Source organism: Vibrio sp. QJM3NY_39 (assembly GCF_057785895.1).
Window position 1 is genome coordinate 1,385,871 of record NZ_CM173505.1, and the last position, 15,586, is coordinate 1,401,456.

General features: G+C 44.0%; 12 protein-coding genes and 1 pseudogene. 5 read left to right on the forward strand and 8 right to left on the reverse strand.

All coding sequences use genetic code 11. The features are described from left to right. Positions 1 to 77 precede the first annotated feature (77 nt). From AC3CHU_RS06280 to trxB, 4 genes are all read right to left on the reverse strand, one after another. Positions 78 to 1,484, reverse strand: coding sequence for a hypothetical protein (locus tag AC3CHU_RS06280; protein WP_488525250.1), 1,407 nt, complete (start codon positions 1,482 to 1,484; stop codon positions 78 to 80). 231 nt (positions 1,485 to 1,715) lie between these two features. Further along, on the reverse strand, positions 1,716 to 3,437 hold the full coding sequence (cydC, locus tag AC3CHU_RS06285) for a heme ABC transporter ATP-binding protein/permease CydC (RefSeq protein ID WP_488525251.1): 1,722 nt from the start codon (positions 3,435 to 3,437) through the stop codon (positions 1,716 to 1,718). Further along, positions 3,430 to 5,214 (reverse strand): heme ABC transporter permease/ATP-binding protein CydD, encoded by a 1,785-nt coding sequence (gene cydD / locus AC3CHU_RS06290; RefSeq protein WP_004733399.1) that lies wholly within the window; start codon positions 5,212 to 5,214, stop codon positions 3,430 to 3,432. The genes cydC and cydD overlap by 8 nt, the downstream gene beginning before the upstream one ends. Before the next feature lie 161 nt (positions 5,215 to 5,375). Then, complete coding sequence (gene trxB, locus AC3CHU_RS06295) at positions 5,376 to 6,335, reverse strand: thioredoxin-disulfide reductase (RefSeq protein ID WP_102553382.1); 960 nt, start codon at positions 6,333 to 6,335, stop codon at positions 5,376 to 5,378. A 314-nt stretch (positions 6,336 to 6,649) separates the two neighbouring features. On the opposite strand from trxB, the gene AC3CHU_RS06300 reads away from it, so the two are divergent. Beyond that, positions 6,650 to 7,036 (forward strand): DUF6575 domain-containing protein, encoded by a 387-nt coding sequence (locus tag AC3CHU_RS06300; RefSeq protein WP_488525252.1) that lies wholly within the window; start codon positions 6,650 to 6,652, stop codon positions 7,034 to 7,036. Positions 7,037 to 7,188: 152 nt separating this feature from the next. On the opposite strand, the gene ltrA is transcribed toward AC3CHU_RS06300, so the two are convergent. From ltrA to AC3CHU_RS06320, 4 genes are all read right to left on the reverse strand, one after another. After that, positions 7,189 to 8,661, reverse strand: a complete 1,473-nt coding sequence (ltrA, locus tag AC3CHU_RS06305; protein ID WP_488525098.1) for a group II intron reverse transcriptase/maturase — start codon at positions 8,659 to 8,661, stop codon at positions 7,189 to 7,191. 234 nt (positions 8,662 to 8,895) lie between these two features. Beyond that, a complete protein-coding gene (locus tag AC3CHU_RS06310; RefSeq protein WP_170962378.1) occupies positions 8,896 to 9,039 on the reverse strand; it encodes a hypothetical protein in 144 nt (47 codons plus the stop codon). 304 nt (positions 9,040 to 9,343) lie between these two features. After that, complete coding sequence (locus AC3CHU_RS06315; protein ID WP_488525253.1) at positions 9,344 to 10,141, reverse strand: CPBP family intramembrane glutamic endopeptidase; 798 nt, start codon at positions 10,139 to 10,141, stop codon at positions 9,344 to 9,346. Between the two features lie 304 nt (positions 10,142 to 10,445). Beyond that, positions 10,446 to 10,928, reverse strand: a complete 483-nt coding sequence (locus AC3CHU_RS06320; RefSeq protein ID WP_010432882.1) for a MarR family winged helix-turn-helix transcriptional regulator — start codon at positions 10,926 to 10,928, stop codon at positions 10,446 to 10,448. Positions 10,929 to 11,058: 130 nt separating this feature from the next. On the opposite strand from AC3CHU_RS06320, the pseudogene AC3CHU_RS06325 reads away from it, so the two are divergent. The 4 genes and pseudogenes from AC3CHU_RS06325 to AC3CHU_RS06340 all read left to right on the forward strand — a co-directional run bounded on the left by AC3CHU_RS06325 (position 11,059) and on the right by AC3CHU_RS06340 (position 15,516). Then, positions 11,059 to 12,011 (forward strand): annotated as a pseudogene (locus AC3CHU_RS06325) (EamA family transporter). Continuing rightward, complete coding sequence (locus AC3CHU_RS06330) at positions 12,008 to 12,601, forward strand: NADPH-dependent FMN reductase (RefSeq protein WP_016800025.1); 594 nt, start codon at positions 12,008 to 12,010, stop codon at positions 12,599 to 12,601. The pseudogene AC3CHU_RS06325 and the gene AC3CHU_RS06330 overlap by 4 nt, the downstream one beginning before the upstream one ends. 1,039 nt (positions 12,602 to 13,640) lie before the next feature. Further along, positions 13,641 to 14,297, forward strand: coding sequence for a 2OG-Fe dioxygenase family protein (locus AC3CHU_RS06335; RefSeq protein WP_004733405.1), 657 nt, complete (start codon positions 13,641 to 13,643; stop codon positions 14,295 to 14,297). After that, complete coding sequence (locus tag AC3CHU_RS06340) at positions 14,281 to 15,516, forward strand: cysteine desulfurase-like protein (RefSeq protein ID WP_488525254.1); 1,236 nt, start codon at positions 14,281 to 14,283, stop codon at positions 15,514 to 15,516. Before AC3CHU_RS06335 ends, AC3CHU_RS06340 begins: the two co-directional genes overlap by 17 nt. The last annotated feature ends 70 nt before the right edge of the window (positions 15,517 to 15,586 follow it).

Below are 15,586 nucleotides of genomic sequence, written 5' to 3' on the forward strand. Positions count from 1 at the left end.
ATAGCATTATTTAAAAGCCGAATGTGAATATCACATTCGGCTTTTTTGTGCGTGCTAGTTAGAATTATGAACCCAAATTAGTTGTTCGGGTAACTTGGGAACTTAGCTTTAAGTGCTGCACGAGTAGGGAAATAGTGCGCCATAAATTTAACCATCGCAGGGTCGTTCGCTTGTAGCTCTGTGAATGTCGCAGAACTTAACTCATCAGCGCTGTAACCTTTATGATTAAGGTCGTAGTAGGCATACAGAGAATAGGCTAGGTACTCTTGATCGTATGACTCTGCGTCTAAATCAGCTTCGACAATCGTCGAGTCTTTTCCGTTCGGAAAGTAAGAACTTGCAAGAATCGCTTTCTCATTCAGTTCATCTAACTCTTTCTGCATCACACCCCATGTCGATGAAGATGACTTTACTGCTATGTTCATTACACCGTAATCGTGCACAAAGTGAATGATTTCTTCAAAAGCAGCGTCTCTTTGAGTCCCTAAGTCAGGCTTGTTCTCGCCTGTTGTTGTATCGGTTGTTTCTGTGGCAAATAGATCTTGGAAACGGTAATTCTCATCTAAGAAGTCACCGCCATCTCTGTCAGACCAATCTTTATCGTAAAAGAATGCCATGGTCGCTTTACTGTCGTAAATTGCCTTAGTCACTTCAGCGGGGAAGCTATCAAGGTAGTACTCCATGATGTTCTTAACATGAGCGACCTTTGCTTCGGAATTGTTTGCAGATTTGTCTTCAATCAACAGTGGGATCTTATAACCGTGAGCTTCAACGCAAGTTTGTTGCTTGATGCCATTTGTAAGCAGCTCACCCGTTGTATTTGAGATAACAGAACAGTCAGCTGTAGGCACTCGTGAGAATGTCTCTGAGGCACTTTGAGCGAAGGATGGGACAAATTGAATGCCATTGCTCAGGGTGTTGCCAACACGAACATAGAGGTTCATAGGTCTCATTTGATCGATATTAAATTTGACGCCAATATTATCAAGAATGAATTGCTTATTGATGGTTACGGTGTCCGATTTTTTCCATCGAATGACGTTATTTATGTTGTTTTCAACTTCTGCAATAGCAAGCTTTTCAAGGGTGCTCGTTGAGTTAAAGTTTTCGTAGTAAATATCGAAGTTTTCAACGTTGAACGTTTTACCCGCTGAGTCTGTTGCCGTTACAGAGAAGGTGATATCGGCATCGCTTTGAGTTTTGTAATTGCGCTCAGGAACGCCGTGAACTTGTGCGAAGCTGCCGCTAGATTTTAGATTATTACCATACTGAGTAATATCAATGTTCACGTTTTTGTCTGTACCCGCAGCAAGCGACTTCACGCTGAAATGCAGTGTGTAATTGCTTCCTAAGCTAACAACGGATTTTGCGCTTGATGCATCGATTACATTCTTTGACGCGCTAGTGTTATTGCTGTCGCTGCCGCCGCATGCAGTGAGCATCGTAGTCAGAACAAGAGTTGGAATAGTGAGTTTGTATACCATAGGGAACCAAGTTATCTGCAAGCTATAAAGCCAGCATGTTACAAGAAATGGCATTTGCTCTTGGTAAGCCTTTGTAAGTTTTGTATTGATGGTGCTTACAAATTAATAACTTGTTATTTATTGAAGCTATTGGTTGTCGGTTGGTAGCTGCTCGATACTAGAATCACAGACACAAAAAAGCCCGAGTATAAACTCGGGCTTTGAATGGTTTTCTTTATAACTTATGAGGAGCTAGATTGCCTGGCGAAGTTGGAAATAACGTCCTTTTTCTTTTAATAGCTTCTCGTGAGAACCATTTTCTACAATCTCGCCTTGTTCAATCAGAACGATAGAATCCATCGATTCTAGACCAATCAAACGGTGCGTAATGAAGATAACCGTCTTGCCTTCGAAGTGCTTCTCGAACAGCGTCATGATGCTGTGTTCTGTTTGCTTATCTAAGCCTTCTGTTGGCTCATCTAGAAGCAAGATAGGCGCATCATGAAGAATCGCGCGTGCGATACCAATACGGCGCTTCTCACCACCAGACAGTTGACGACCACCGTCACCTAACCAGCTATCAAGTGCGTTATTCTCAAGCAGCTTTTCAAGGCCAACATCTCTTAGGATATTCGCTAAGTGATCATCGGTTGCTTCTGGTCTTGCAATCAACAAGTTGTCACGCAAAGTGCCATTTAGAATATCGACACGCTGGCTTACCACACTGATTGATTCACGAAGCTGTGACTCATTCCACTGAGTCAGTTCAATGCCCGCGATAGAGATGTAGCCCTTTTTAGGATCCCAGTAGCGAGTCAGCAGTTGAATCAGAGTCGATTTACCAGAACCTGTTTGGCCAACAATCGCAACCTTGTGCGTGGCAGGGATCGTTAGGTCAACAGCGTTCAGAACACTACGCTCAGAATCAGGGTAGTTGAACGTCACGTTTGAGAACGTAATATCCAGCGGCTTGTTAATGTCGAGTTTCTCTTCAGCAAACTGAACTTCAGGTTCCGACAGAATCACTTCGTTCAAGCGACGTGCAGAAGACAGAGTTTGACCTAAATGCTGGAACGCGCCTGCGATTGGCATTAATAGTTCAAAGCTTGCCATGGTTGCGAATGCCATTAGCGCGATGAACGGGTCTGGTGCATTACCACCCACACCGTCAGCCGCAAGCCAAAGCATAAGAACCAGCGTCAAACCGTTGAACAGCATCAGTGCTGCTGACGCCATACCGGTTAGGTTGGCATTCACAAACTGATTCGCCATCAGCTTGTGTTGTGTTTCTAGAATCGCATTACGGTAACGTTCTTCTGCACCAAACAGGGTCAGTTCGCTGTAGCCTTCAATCCAATCTAGCGTCGTTACACGAAGATCTGCTTTGTTCTGTGTCAGTTCACCACCGTTACGTTTACCCAATTTGTAGAACAAGATTGGCCAAACCAACAGCATGATCAGAAGGATAGAACCTAAGATTAAACCTAGTGAGCTATCGAACCACATCAAGAACAGAGTCAGGAAGAAGATCCCGAACACACCCACCGTCACTGGGCTTACTAAACGTAAGTACACGTGATCCATGGCGTCTACATCAGCAACCAAACGGTTGAGAAGGTCAGCATCACGAAGGTTTGAAATACGACCTGGGATCAGCGGAGCTAGCTTCTTGAAGAAGAAGATACGTAAATCAGTTAACAGTTTGAATGTTGCATTGTGGCTGACAACACGTTCACCCCAACGACCCGCAGTACGGCTCATTGCCAAACCACGCACACCGCCGCCCGGCAGCATGTAGTTGAAGGTTTCACGTGCAATCGTAAGGCCTGCAACCGCAGAAGCTGAAATGAACCAGCCTGATAGCGTTAACAAGCCAATAGAAGCCGACAGAGTAGCAAAAGCCAATAGCATGCCTAGCGATAGGCCAAACCAATGCTTTTTATAGAGTTTCAGGTAAGGCAGTAAATCACGCATCTAAATTACCCTTATTATCTTGTTGAGCTAAGTTCGCGTTGAGCATCTCTTCAAACAAACCACCCGCAGTTGAAAGCTGAGAGTAATGACCTTGTTCAACCAGACCACCATCGCGCATAACCAGAATATTATCGACTGATTTAAGAGGAGCGAGTTGGTGCGTCACAAGTAGGGCAGTGCGGCTTTCAATGTTGCTATTGATGCCTTTCATCACTAACTGTTCGCTACGAGTATCTAGGCTGGCTGTTGGTTCATCTAATAACCAGAACTGACCGTCTTGAATCATTGCGCGAGCCAGAGCCAAACGTTGAGATTGACCAACAGACAGGCCGCCAGAGCGATCAGAAATCATGTAATCCAAGCCGTGCTCGTTAACGAACTCGCTAGCAAATGACTGCTCAAGTGCATTCTCGACAACTTGGTCAGCGATATCGTGCTTACCTAGGGTGACGTTGTCACGAATGCTACCGTGCAGTAGCAATGGGTTTTGACCAACCCAGCTAATGGTTTTACGCCAAGAGGCTAAGTCGAGGTCACGCAATTCAATACCATTGATTTTCAAGCTTCCTTCATAAGGCATGAAACCAAGGATGGCATTGATCAAACTTGTTTTACCCGCACCACTTGGGCCAACTAACGCAGTCGATTGGCGAGTGTTCAGTGCGAACGAGATAGGACCAACTAATTGAACACCTTCAGGGCTTAACACTTTTAGGTCGGTAGCTTCAATATTGATGCCTTGAGCTGAATCGAGTTGAGTGTTGCCTGATTTAACCTTAGTGATGTCTGTTTCTAGGAACTCGACAATACTTTCGGCTGCGCCAACCGCTTGTTGTTTCGCATGGTAGAAAGTACCTAAATCACGCAGAGGTTGGTAAAACTCTGGCGCTAAGATAAGGATAAACAAACCAGCGAATAGCGTAATGCCTGCACCGTAGTGGCCGAAGTTAAGTTCACCGATGTAGGTGAAACCAAAGTAAACCGCCGTCATCGCGATAGAGATTGACGTGAAGAACTCAAGTACCGCAGAAGACAAGAAAGCGATTTTCAATACATCCATGGTGCGCGTTCTGAACACTTCAGATGCACCTTTCAATACTTCTGTTTCAGCGTTGGTGCGGTCAAATAGACGAATGGTTGTCATTGACTGCAAACGGTCGTAAAAGTGACCAGAAAGACGCTGCAGCGCTTTGAAGTTTTTACGGTTTGCATCGGCGGCTTTCATACCCACAAGTGCCATGAACATCGGTACCAGTGGAGCAGTAATCAAGAAGATCAGTCCTGCTGCCCAGTTTACTGGGAACACCACAACCAAAATAATGAATGGAATCATTACCGATAAAGACATCTGAGGTAAGTAACGAGAGAAGAAGTCTTGCATGTCTTCTACTTGTTCTAGCAACAGGGTTGCCCACGTACCGGCAGGTTTACCTTTAATGTAAGCAGGGCCTAACTCACGTAACTTATCAAGGATGAGTTGCCTTATATAGACACGGATCTGTTCACCACAGCGATAACCTGCGATTTCACGTCCCCATGTACAGCCAGCACGGCCAACGACCGATAATGCCAAGCCTGCGAAATGACCAACCAGTTCAGATTTATCGACATTCTCGATGATCAGCTGGTGAAGAATAGAGGCGAGAAGAGCTGCTTGAGCAATTAAGAACACGCTTGAAAGTACGCCAAGGCTAATCGCAATCATAAGCCAGCGTTTCGCTAACTTACTCTGTTGCTTAAGCCACTTGTTCAAGCTGCGTTGTTTTTTCTTATCCATTATGAAGGCTTAATGATAATTATTATTTGTTGAGGGCGGCTAGTATACAAAAGAAAGCCCAGTGGATATACCACTGGGCTCTAGGGATTTACAACAAAATGTGATGACGCCCTGCATCTACTGAGGCGAGAGCACCGATAATCAAATCTGCAATCTCAGATTTACTTATCGTTAAGGCCATCTAGGAAGCGTTCAGCATCCAGTGCAGCCATACAACCTGTACCAGCAGAAGTGATTGCTTGGCGGTAGTTGTGGTCCATTACATCACCCGCAGCGAACACGCCTGGGATGCTGGTTTGTGTCGCGTTACCTTCGAGACCAGACTGAACAATGATGTAGTCATCTTTCATGTCCACTTGGCCTTTGAAGATTTCAGTGTTTGGTTGGTGACCGATAGCAATGAATGCGCCCATTACTTCGATGTCTTCTGTCTTATCAGACTGAGTATCTTTAATGCGAACGCCAGTTACGCCCATATCGTCGCCTAGAACTTCGTCTAGCGTGCGATCAGTGTGAAGAATAATGTTGCCGTTCTCTACTTTGTCCATTAAACGTTTCACTAGGATCTTTTCAGCGCGGAACGTGTCACGGCGGTGAACTAGGTGAACTTCAGACGCGATGTTAGATAGGTAAAGTGCTTCTTCAACAGCGGTGTTACCACCACCAACAACCGCCACTTTCTGGTTGCGGTAGAAGAAACCATCACACGTTGCACAAGCAGAAACGCCACGGCCTTTGAATGCTTCTTCAGAGTCTAAACCTAGGTACTTAGCCGATGCACCCGTTGAGATGATCAATGCATCACATGTGTACTCGCCAGAATCGCCTTTAAGACGGAAAGGGCGGTTTGAAAGGTCTACTTCGTTAATGTGGTCGAACAGGATCTCTGTTTCAAAGCGCTCTGCGTGCTCTTTCATGCGATCCATTAGAGCAGGGCCCGTTAAACCTTCAGGATCACCCGGCCAGTTTTCTACTTCTGTTGTGGTGGTAAGCTGACCACCTTGCTGCATACCGGTAACTAGTACTGGGTTTAGGTTTGCACGAGCAGCGTAAACTGCAGCTGTATAGCCAGCAGGGCCAGAACCAAGAATCAATAAATTACAGTGCTTTACGTCGCTCATGAGGACTCCGAAATTGAAATTGTTTTTATTTATAATCGCTTAAGATTGTATGGAAAATATGGAGGCAATAAAAGGTTAAACAAGGGCTGAAGTGTAATTATTCGTTATACGTTAGAACTTAATGGGGACAAACGTTTTCGTGGCTTAAAGATCGGTTAAACCACCGTCTGCTTCAAGGATTGTTGCTGCCGCCTTTGCGATTTCGAACAGGCATATCAAAATACGCTCAAATAACTGTATATAAAAACAGTGTTTAATTATAAGATTACACGCAACGTTTGATAGGCAAAGTTAGAAACAATGAGGAACGAGCAATGAACTTACTCCCAACAGGCACTCAGCTAGGTAAATTGGAACTACTGGAAGTGTATCAAGACGTCTTAGGGCCGAAGTGCTTTTCGGTTAAGAATGAAAACACCCAAAGGTTTATGGTGTATTGGAGTGGGGATTACGACAACGGCCAATGCATTAAGTGGGCTTACATTCCGGTAACCAAACCATTGCTTGCCAGCTTGCTAAACAAAGAAGTGAGCTTTCACGATGCGTTCCACCGTTCAGACAAGCTTTATCTAGCGACTATCTACACAAACGAAGTAGGGAAGCCCGCGAAAGTCGGACTACTGAATGCAACGAACAAGCACTTAGTAAACCTACCGCCCGTTGATTTTGAAATCGACCTTGAAGAATCTTTTATGGTTTAGTTTGCACAAGGGGACTTATTACGGGCTCTGAAACTCACAATTGTCGAGTAGACGACACTTGTTACCAAGTGCCGCCCCTCTAAGAACCGTACGTGCAACTTTCACTGCATACGGCTCAAGCCTCCACTAAGGCATCATTGATACCCAGCAACTTATAACGCAGTCGGGACAGGTTCTTTCCAAGAGTTGCGGGCTAGCCTTTTGGGTTTTCTCTTCGCCAAGTATTCTTGGTATTGAGGATCAAAAGGGGTCGCTGCATTCCTGATTTTTACGTGTCGCTCGATGGGTACTTTCGCTATTTGGAACAGATTGAAGTGACAGTCCATGGTCATAATTTTCTGCCAACCGTGAAATTGCCACTGGCCTTTACGATTAAGAAAATACTTATGAACAACCCAGTCTTTGGACTTGGTTGGATGACGTCTAACTGCCCAGTGCCATAGCGCTTGGAATAGTTTGTGGCCGACATACCCGAATACTTGTTTAGCAACACAGTGGCGATAGTAATTCGCCCATCCTCTGAGTTTCGGGTTTATCAACTTGATAAGATCGTTAACAGGGATGGTTGCGTGCTTTTTAATAAGTTCACGTAGGTTTCTCAAGAATAACAACGTGTTGGATTTGCTCGGTTTAATGAGCAATTTCCCTTTGTACTTCCTGTGATTGAAACCCAGAAAGTCAAAGCCATCATCAATATGAGTGACCTTTGTTTTCTCTTCGGAGAGGGTTAGCCCTCTTTTTGCCAGAAAGTCAGCAATCAACGGTTTGATATCGTTCACTAGCACTTCCTTTGAAGAGCAGGTGACCACGAAATCATCCGCATAACCGATAAAGTTGGCCCTAGCACCCTTTTTCAGGGCTGTAGATTTTATTTGTTGCTCTATTCCCGCGAGAGTCATTAGCATCAAGGTTGGAGATATTATTCCGCCTTGAGGTGTACCTTCTTCGGTATCGTAGAACAGCCCCTTATCTACATAGCCAGATTTTAACCATTGCTCTAACATTCGTTTATCTACAGTGATATTGTCCATCAGCCATTCATGCCCGATTTTGTCGAAGCAAGCTTTAATATCTCCCTCAAGAATCCATTTCGCTGATCGCTTTAGAGCCAAACATTTGAAGCACTGACTGACAGCGTCAGCCGTGCTGCGATTTGGCCTAAAACCATAGCTATTGAGGTCGGCAAATGTTTCGGACACAGGATCTAATGCTAGAAGGTGGAGGGCTTGTTGCACTCTATCAATCATGCATGGAATACCCAATGGCCTGAGCTTGCCGTTCTTTTTGGGAATGTAGATACGTTTGAGTGGTTTTGCAGAGTAAGCCTTGCGACTCAGTTGATTGACTGCTTTCATACGGCGTGCATCTGTGTTCCAGGTGACACCGTCTATTCCAGGCGTTTTACTGCCTTTATTCTGAGAGACTCGCTTAACCGCAAGAAGCTTGGCTGAGCGAGAATGAGTCAAGAGCCACTGTAAGGACTTCACCTTACCGTATTTCTTTTCTCTAGTTGCTTTTGCGATACGCATTTGAAGCTTCAATACGTGTGCTTCAACGGATTTCCAATCGATGGACTGCCATTGAGCGCCGTCAGAAGGTGCACTAATCTCTTTCGAGATCATCATTTGCTTTTCTCCTTGAATAAAGTTCTTCAAATTATCTCGCAATGGGAGACCAGTCGGAAGTGGGCTCACTTTCGTGATCAGACACAGGTCTGTATCTACATCATTACAATGCAGCTTTCGCTTTTTCCGACCTCCTATACCTGCATCACTATCGGCCACAAAGGCTTTCCCAAAGGGAGTGATTCAGGCTTACCCTGTTCCGTATGTTACGTAAAATGTCAGCTTAGATGCCCACTATAGTGCGGAGAGTACAGCGACCACGAAAAAGTACTGTCCAACCTCTTTCCAACTCTCATTGCCTTTTGGCCACAGCGTATTAACCACTTCCGCTGCTTCATCACATAACGCACCTTGAATGGATTCACATACGTTCATCATACTGACTACCTAGCACTTACCCGAATTGTGGTTTTCAGGAGGAACGTCCTCTCACGATTCTTTTCCCACTCGGCCAAACGGCCAAGTTTCGTTACATTGTCCGAGCCGCTGCTTTATTCAGGCTCGTAGGTTCATCTGGTGATACAGACGGTTCACTCATAAAGCGGTGAACAACGCTTCATACGACTTCAGGTCGCACGGACAAAAGTGTGTCAGCAACTTTACTATCGAGGTGTCGATAAGTGTGGTGATTTCATTGATTATTGCCTCAGTCACTTATAGTGATGAAGCGGTTGCTAAAACCTTATTGTATTGATTTTTCCTTGCGTTTAATAATCAATAGTGCCAAAAAAGATACAGCTAATGCCATTATAGAAACGATTGTTCCGATGTTCCCACTTGGTGCAAAGTCCCAATCATTAAAGAAAAAGGCGGGTACGATAAAAACTTCCACTGTATATATCCACAAATTATAAATCGCATGAAGAATTATAGCGCTATATATACTCATGTATTTCAGTAGAACTATAGATGCAGTGATACCTAGAGAAAAAGCAACGACAGGGTCTTCATGGCCGTAGGCGAATAAGAGTGACGATAAAATTACGCCTACAAACTTGTTTCTCAAAAGTAAGCATATGCTACTTAGCAAGATAAACCTGAAGAAAAACTCCTCTGATAACGGAGCTAATATAACGGTTTCGAAAAGATAATTTAGTTTCTCGCTTACTTCCAGTTCACCACTAACGAGAAATCCTACGATATAGTCGACTTCTTGTCCCGTGACATATTGCCGGATAAATTCCATATAGAACAACGTGAAACAAGCCACGCCAATCGCTAGCACAGTAATTGGGAATACATGATGAGTAAAAGAGGAAACCTGTGGAGTTACTGAAAAGAGGCTATTTTCACTCTTCTTTAAAGTAAGCATCATCACAAACGCCACCACCAAAAAAAGGCCTCGAAGATCATTAAAACTCATGTCGCCCCATAGGTAATATAAGGCAAGTGCCAATATGCTTATGGGTAACGAGGTCTTAAGTCCTACGGTGGGAAAGTTATCCATTTGTACCATATCTAAATTTGTTAATTCCTGCATTTAAGAGTGCATTTTATATCATCAGCCTCACATTAATTTCAATCGTATCGAGATCTTCACGACTAAATAATCTGGTGAAAAACTGGAACAGGATATGTATGGGTTTAACTCTGACGGGTTTTGAGGCATTTCTGAGGTAGAACGAGCCACGGGTAAAAAGTCAACCTGTGACGGTTCTGGACAGAAACTTGCTAGCTCTTCAGCTCTAATTACAGCGTTCCGGTTAATTTTTAGTATCGCAAGCCAACATTAACAGCCAGTAAACGAGTAAAGGAATATTGAAAACCTAAAAAGCGTCTGTTCGTTATTGCCTTTCCAACAGTATCTTTCTCAACAAACTTGCCAACTGATCTTGTTCTTGGCTACTAAGTACGCTCAGCATGTTATCCATATTAGCAACATGTGCATTTAATGCTGTGTCCACCAACTCAACTCCCTTTTGAGTCAGGGTAACTTTACAGCTGCGTCTGTCTTCTTCACTGGCAATACGTTGGACAAAACCACGTTTTACCAACTGTTCAATACGTGTACTGACCGCACCAGACGAAAGCATCAGAGTTTGATACAGCTCAGTAGGAGTGACCACAGTATCGCTGCGGCGCATAGTAGCCAAAATATCAAACTCAATACTACTCAGCCCATGTTCTTGAAAAACCGACTCCAAATTCTTCTTCCATATACCACTGGTTCGACGTAATCGCCCGACAACACCCATTGCTGAGCAATCCAGATCCGGCCTGACTGCAAGCCATTGAGCAAGAATTTTATCAACTTTATCTGATGTCATTTTTATCTCTCAAGTAAATATCTTTTCAAAAATATACTTGATTAAAGATTAGGCCTCCATTACTTTAATAAAAGTATCTTTTGTGAAAGATACTTTTATTAAAGTAATAACTAATCAGTTAAGGAGAGTTATGAACAGGATTCAACAAGTTAAGACAATAGCGTTAACCGCAATTGCACCTATTATCTGGGGCAGTACCTATATAGTCACAACGGAAGCGCTACCTCCAGAAAGTCCGCTTATTGCTTCAACAATCCGTTCGCTTCCTGCTGGTATATTGCTTGTGCTTATTAGCCGAGCGGGGCTAACTGGATTGTGGTGGCTCCGTATGGCAGTGCTAGGTTTTCTGAACATCGGGTTATTTTTCTATTGCTTATTTTTCTATTGCTTATTTTTCTATTGCTTATTTTTCGCGGCAACCTACCTACCGGGTGGCATGGCATCGATGGTGATGTCTATTCAGCCGGTGATTGTAATGATCATGAGTTGGTACCTATTGAGTGCCAACTTCTCTTCACAACAACTGACCGCTAGTGTGTTGGGAATTCTCGGCGTAGGCCTGCTAGTGCTTAACAGCTCAGCCGAAATCAATATTGAAGGTGTGGCTACCGCCATACTTGGAACGCTGAGCATGGCTTTAGGCGTGGTGCTGACAAAAAAATGGGGACGTCCTACGGGCATGACGATGCTTGGGTTTACAGGTTGGCAATTGTTATTTGGCGGCATCATTTTGCTACCAGTCTCGCTTTGGTTAGAAGGCGTTCCAAACCAACTTACGTCAATCAACTACCTAGGCTATGGATACCTAAGCCTGATTGGTGCCGTTTTGGGTTACTTTCTGTGGTTTCGCGGTATCGAGAAACTGCCTCCGGTGACCGTCTCTTTTCTCGGATTTCTAAGCAGTGTTTCTGCCTGTTTTCTTGGATATCTAATCCTAAATCAAACACTGACTTGGCCCCAATTACTTGGCCCCAATTACTTGGTGCCTCTGTAATTCTATTTTCAATTGTGCTGGCTACGCCTCGCTCACCATCAAACCAATCAACTAACACAATTTCAGAACGTAAAAAGGAATTAATATGAATATTACAATCGTATCAGGAAGTCAAAGAGCACATTCTCAGAGCCTAAATGTTGCCTATTACCTACAAACACTGGCTGAGCCTCATTTTGACAAGGCAACTGTTCTCGATTTACACCAACTGAATCTACCGTTTTGGAATGAAGGAGTATGGCAAGACAGTGAGGAGTGGAAACAATGGAAACCTGTCGCTCAAATCCTTAAGAAATCGGACGCGTTCATTTTTATTACCCCAGAATGGCATGGAATGGCAACGCCGGCATTAAAGAACTTTTTGATGCTGACCACTGACCAGGAACTGGCTCATAAAGCAGCGCTGCTGGTGAGCGTTTCAGCGAGCGTAAATGGTGTCTACCCGATCAGTGAATTACGGATGACGGGTAATAAAAACAATCATGTGTGTTTTCTGCCTGATCATCTGATGTTTCGTAACTGCGAAGATATTCTGACAACTGAACACGAATGTACCGACCTGAATCTGCATGACCGCAGCGAATATACCATGAAGCTACTAGCTGCCTACGCTAATGCACTAGCTCCAGTGCATCGCGATATGATCAATATAGGTAAAAAGTTCCGCTATGGGATGTAGCCACTAGCAATACAAAAGTCACCTGCCCAAACATGTGGTTCTTGTTAAGAACGAAGATGAGTAGTCATACGCTCGCTTATAATTATCCTAATTATCCTAATTATTCGAATACACCGTATAAGGATAAAGTGAGCTTAGTACCCTATTCATCTTCATATTAGCTCTGGGATTGAATGCCTGAATTAACAGCCTATAAATAAAAATTAGCACTAACAATAATTGGATCAGAAGCGGTTTAGATAGTTTATCTAAACCATTTTTGTGCAGAAACGTGCTAGCGATGAACGTCTAATATTTGTGAATACATGCCGATGATTTTGAAGCAACCTCCATTGTTCAAACCCGCTCAAACGCTTACCTCTTAATTGCCTGAAACCACAAAGTAAATCCCTCTCGCAATATTCCACTTCAAGCACTTCACATAAACCGCATCATCAAGTCGAATTAGGTGCACACCGTTTAAAGCTGAGTGTTTTCGTGACTGAAAGAACAGTGAAGCCACTATCTGAAAGGAAGTAAACCATTAAGGGCGGCCGAGTTCCCCCCGAACTCGACCTGTTCCAGACGCGCAAGCAAAGGCGTTTGGTTTCTGGCGTACTCATAAATTAACCAATTTCAGTTTGTTGTGTAAATAATCAATAGCTTGGCAACTGATAGGTAGGTCGTATTTCGTAGTGCAAAAGCATAGAAATGAATGATGGCGAGCGTGATGCCTGAGCTCATGCAAGGAGGCTGGCGTATTGCAGTGAAAGGGCTGACACAATATGAAACTTGGCATGCTAGTTAATAATATCGTTAAATTTAAATTTATAGGGATTTATAACTAGCCAGTGGAGTGTGCTAGTTTTAAGAGTTGGTCATCTTTTATTCTGGTGTTATACACTGCTTTTGATTTTTAGATTGGATTTATTGTCTTAATTATTAAATCTGACGGGATAAATGATTGTTTAATGTTGATTTGACAAGATCTTCAAGTATCCTTTATGTAAACAAAACGTTAAATATCGAAAGTAAATTAACAATCATTAAGGAGTCGATGATGTTACATGCTCACGAAAATACCCTACATATTACCCACCTCAGTAACCACGCGGTTGAGGAGTTGTCACCATCATTCTCTAAGCTACCAAGCACAGAGCATGCGGATGGCCAGTTTCGATTGAGAAGATACTCGGTGGTTCAATTCAGTAATGGACAAGTCGTTGAGCAAGACAAACATAACTTTGTTCAGTCTGAAAACATTAATCACTTTCAAGGTGACGTAGTTCGTCAGTTCGAGCCGATTGAAGCGAAGATTCTAAGCAGTGAAGGCATGCAAGAAATGTGTGAGCTGTTTATAGAAACCAACGGGCTTGAAGACGGGCAAGAAATCGAAATTCATCAGATCCGCATTGCCGCTATTTTTGAAGAGACTCAGGTTGCTCCTGAAGGTGTTCACCAAGACGGTTTTGACCACATCGCTTTGATTGGTGTTAACCGACACAACATTGTGGGTGGTGAAATCATGTTGTACCAAGATTCACATGAAGCGCCATTCTTTAGAAAGGTGTTAGGTGATGGCGAAGTTGCGATGCTGGCAGACAGTAAGCTTTGGCACAATGCACAACCGATTCGCACCATAGACCACGATGAGATGGGCTATATGGATGTGTTTGTTCTAACAGCTAAGGATGCGCGCAATGTCCTTCACTCTTAATGATGTGCGCCAACAGTTTAGTGCTTTAGGCCAATATCATAACGGCAAGCCTGTGACCTTTTTTGATGGGCCTGGTGGATCTCAGGTGCCTGAGAATGTTTTAGCTTCGATGACCGAATACCTAGGGCATTTCAATTCAAACCTAGGCGGCCACTATTTTTCTAGCCAAAAGACCACAAGCTTAATGCAGCAAGCGCGAGAAGCAGCGCAAGCACTGCTTAATGCGGAGTCTTCTGGCAACGTTGTGTTCGGCGCGAACATGACATCGCTGACCTTCCAACTTAGCCGAGCGATCAGCCGCGATTGGAAAGAGGGCGATGAAGTTATCGTCACGGCGTTAGACCATTACTCAAATGTTTCGAGCTGGCAGCAAGCGGCAGACGACAAAGGTGCGATTGTTCGCCAAGTTCGCGTAGACGAGTCGGATTGCAGTTTGGATATGGCGTACTTTGAGTCGCTTCTTAACGAGAAAACCAAGCTTGTCGCGGTGACGTTTGCTTCGAATACGACGGGCTCGATTGTCGACATGGCGAAAGTTATTGAGCTTGCCCATCAGCATGGTGCGCAGGTTTATGTCGATGCCGTGCATTACGCGCCGCATCACTTGATTGATGTTCAGCAACTGAATTGTGATTTCTTAGCGTGTTCAGCGTATAAGTTCTTCGGCCCTCATGTTGGCATTGCTTATGTTGCGCCTCAATGGCTGCATACTTTAAAGCCTTACAAGGTTGAGCCTGCAACCAATATCGGCCCAGGTCGATTTGAGACAGGTACGCAAAGCTTCGAAGGCCTTGCCGGTGTGATTGCAGCGGTAGATTACTTGGCGCAGTTGGGCGATCCAGCCGATTCATTGCGTTCTCGTTTAGAGCAAAGCTACGCGCTGTATAATAAGCATGAAAGCCAACTCAGTGAGTACTTCCTTAAACGCTTGGCCGACCTTGAAGGGGCAAAGCTTTACGGGAAAACCGAATTTGATTCGAACCTAAGAACCCCAACGTTTGCGATTACCTTTGATAATTACTCTCCAGAGTTCATCGCTAAGAAGTTAGGTGAGCATAATATCTGTGTGTGGAATGGTCACTTCTATGCATTAGGGCTTGTCAAACAGTTGGGTATTGAAGAGCAAGGCGTGGTGCGTATTGGTTGTATGCATTACAACTCGATTGAAGAGATCGACTTGCTGTTCAATGTGCTTGAAGGGATCTTGCGAAGCCACTAGCACTTAATAGCTATAGAATTAGAAAAGAGCATGCTTCTCTCAAGAATATTGAGTAAGAAGCATGCTCTTT

Bases quoted from the DNA above. Each gene is read 5' to 3' on its own strand.
- AC3CHU_RS06280 (WP_488525250.1), bottom strand. From the start codon at position 1,484: ATGGTATACAAACTCACTATTCCAACTCTTGTTCTGACTACGATGCTC.
- cydC (WP_488525251.1), bottom strand. From the start codon at position 3,437: ATGCGTGATTTACTGCCTTACCTGAAACTCTATAAAAAGCATTGGTTT.
- cydD (WP_004733399.1), bottom strand. From the start codon at position 5,214: ATGGATAAGAAAAAACAACGCAGCTTGAACAAGTGGCTTAAGCAACAG.
- trxB (WP_102553382.1), bottom strand. From the start codon at position 6,335: ATGAGCGACGTAAAGCACTGTAATTTATTGATTCTTGGTTCTGGCCCT.
- AC3CHU_RS06300 (WP_488525252.1), top strand. From the start codon at position 6,650: ATGAACTTACTCCCAACAGGCACTCAGCTAGGTAAATTGGAACTACTG.
- ltrA (WP_488525098.1), bottom strand. From the start codon at position 8,661: ATGATGATCTCGAAAGAGATTAGTGCACCTTCTGACGGCGCTCAATGG.
- AC3CHU_RS06310 (WP_170962378.1), bottom strand. From the start codon at position 9,039: ATGATGAACGTATGTGAATCCATTCAAGGTGCGTTATGTGATGAAGCA.
- AC3CHU_RS06315 (WP_488525253.1), bottom strand. From the start codon at position 10,141: ATGCAGGAATTAACAAATTTAGATATGGTACAAATGGATAACTTTCCC.
- AC3CHU_RS06320 (WP_010432882.1), bottom strand. From the start codon at position 10,928: ATGACATCAGATAAAGTTGATAAAATTCTTGCTCAATGGCTTGCAGTC.
- AC3CHU_RS06330 (WP_016800025.1), top strand. From the start codon at position 12,008: ATGAATATTACAATCGTATCAGGAAGTCAAAGAGCACATTCTCAGAGC.
- AC3CHU_RS06335 (WP_004733405.1), top strand. From the start codon at position 13,641: ATGTTACATGCTCACGAAAATACCCTACATATTACCCACCTCAGTAAC.
- AC3CHU_RS06340 (WP_488525254.1), top strand. From the start codon at position 14,281: ATGTCCTTCACTCTTAATGATGTGCGCCAACAGTTTAGTGCTTTAGGC.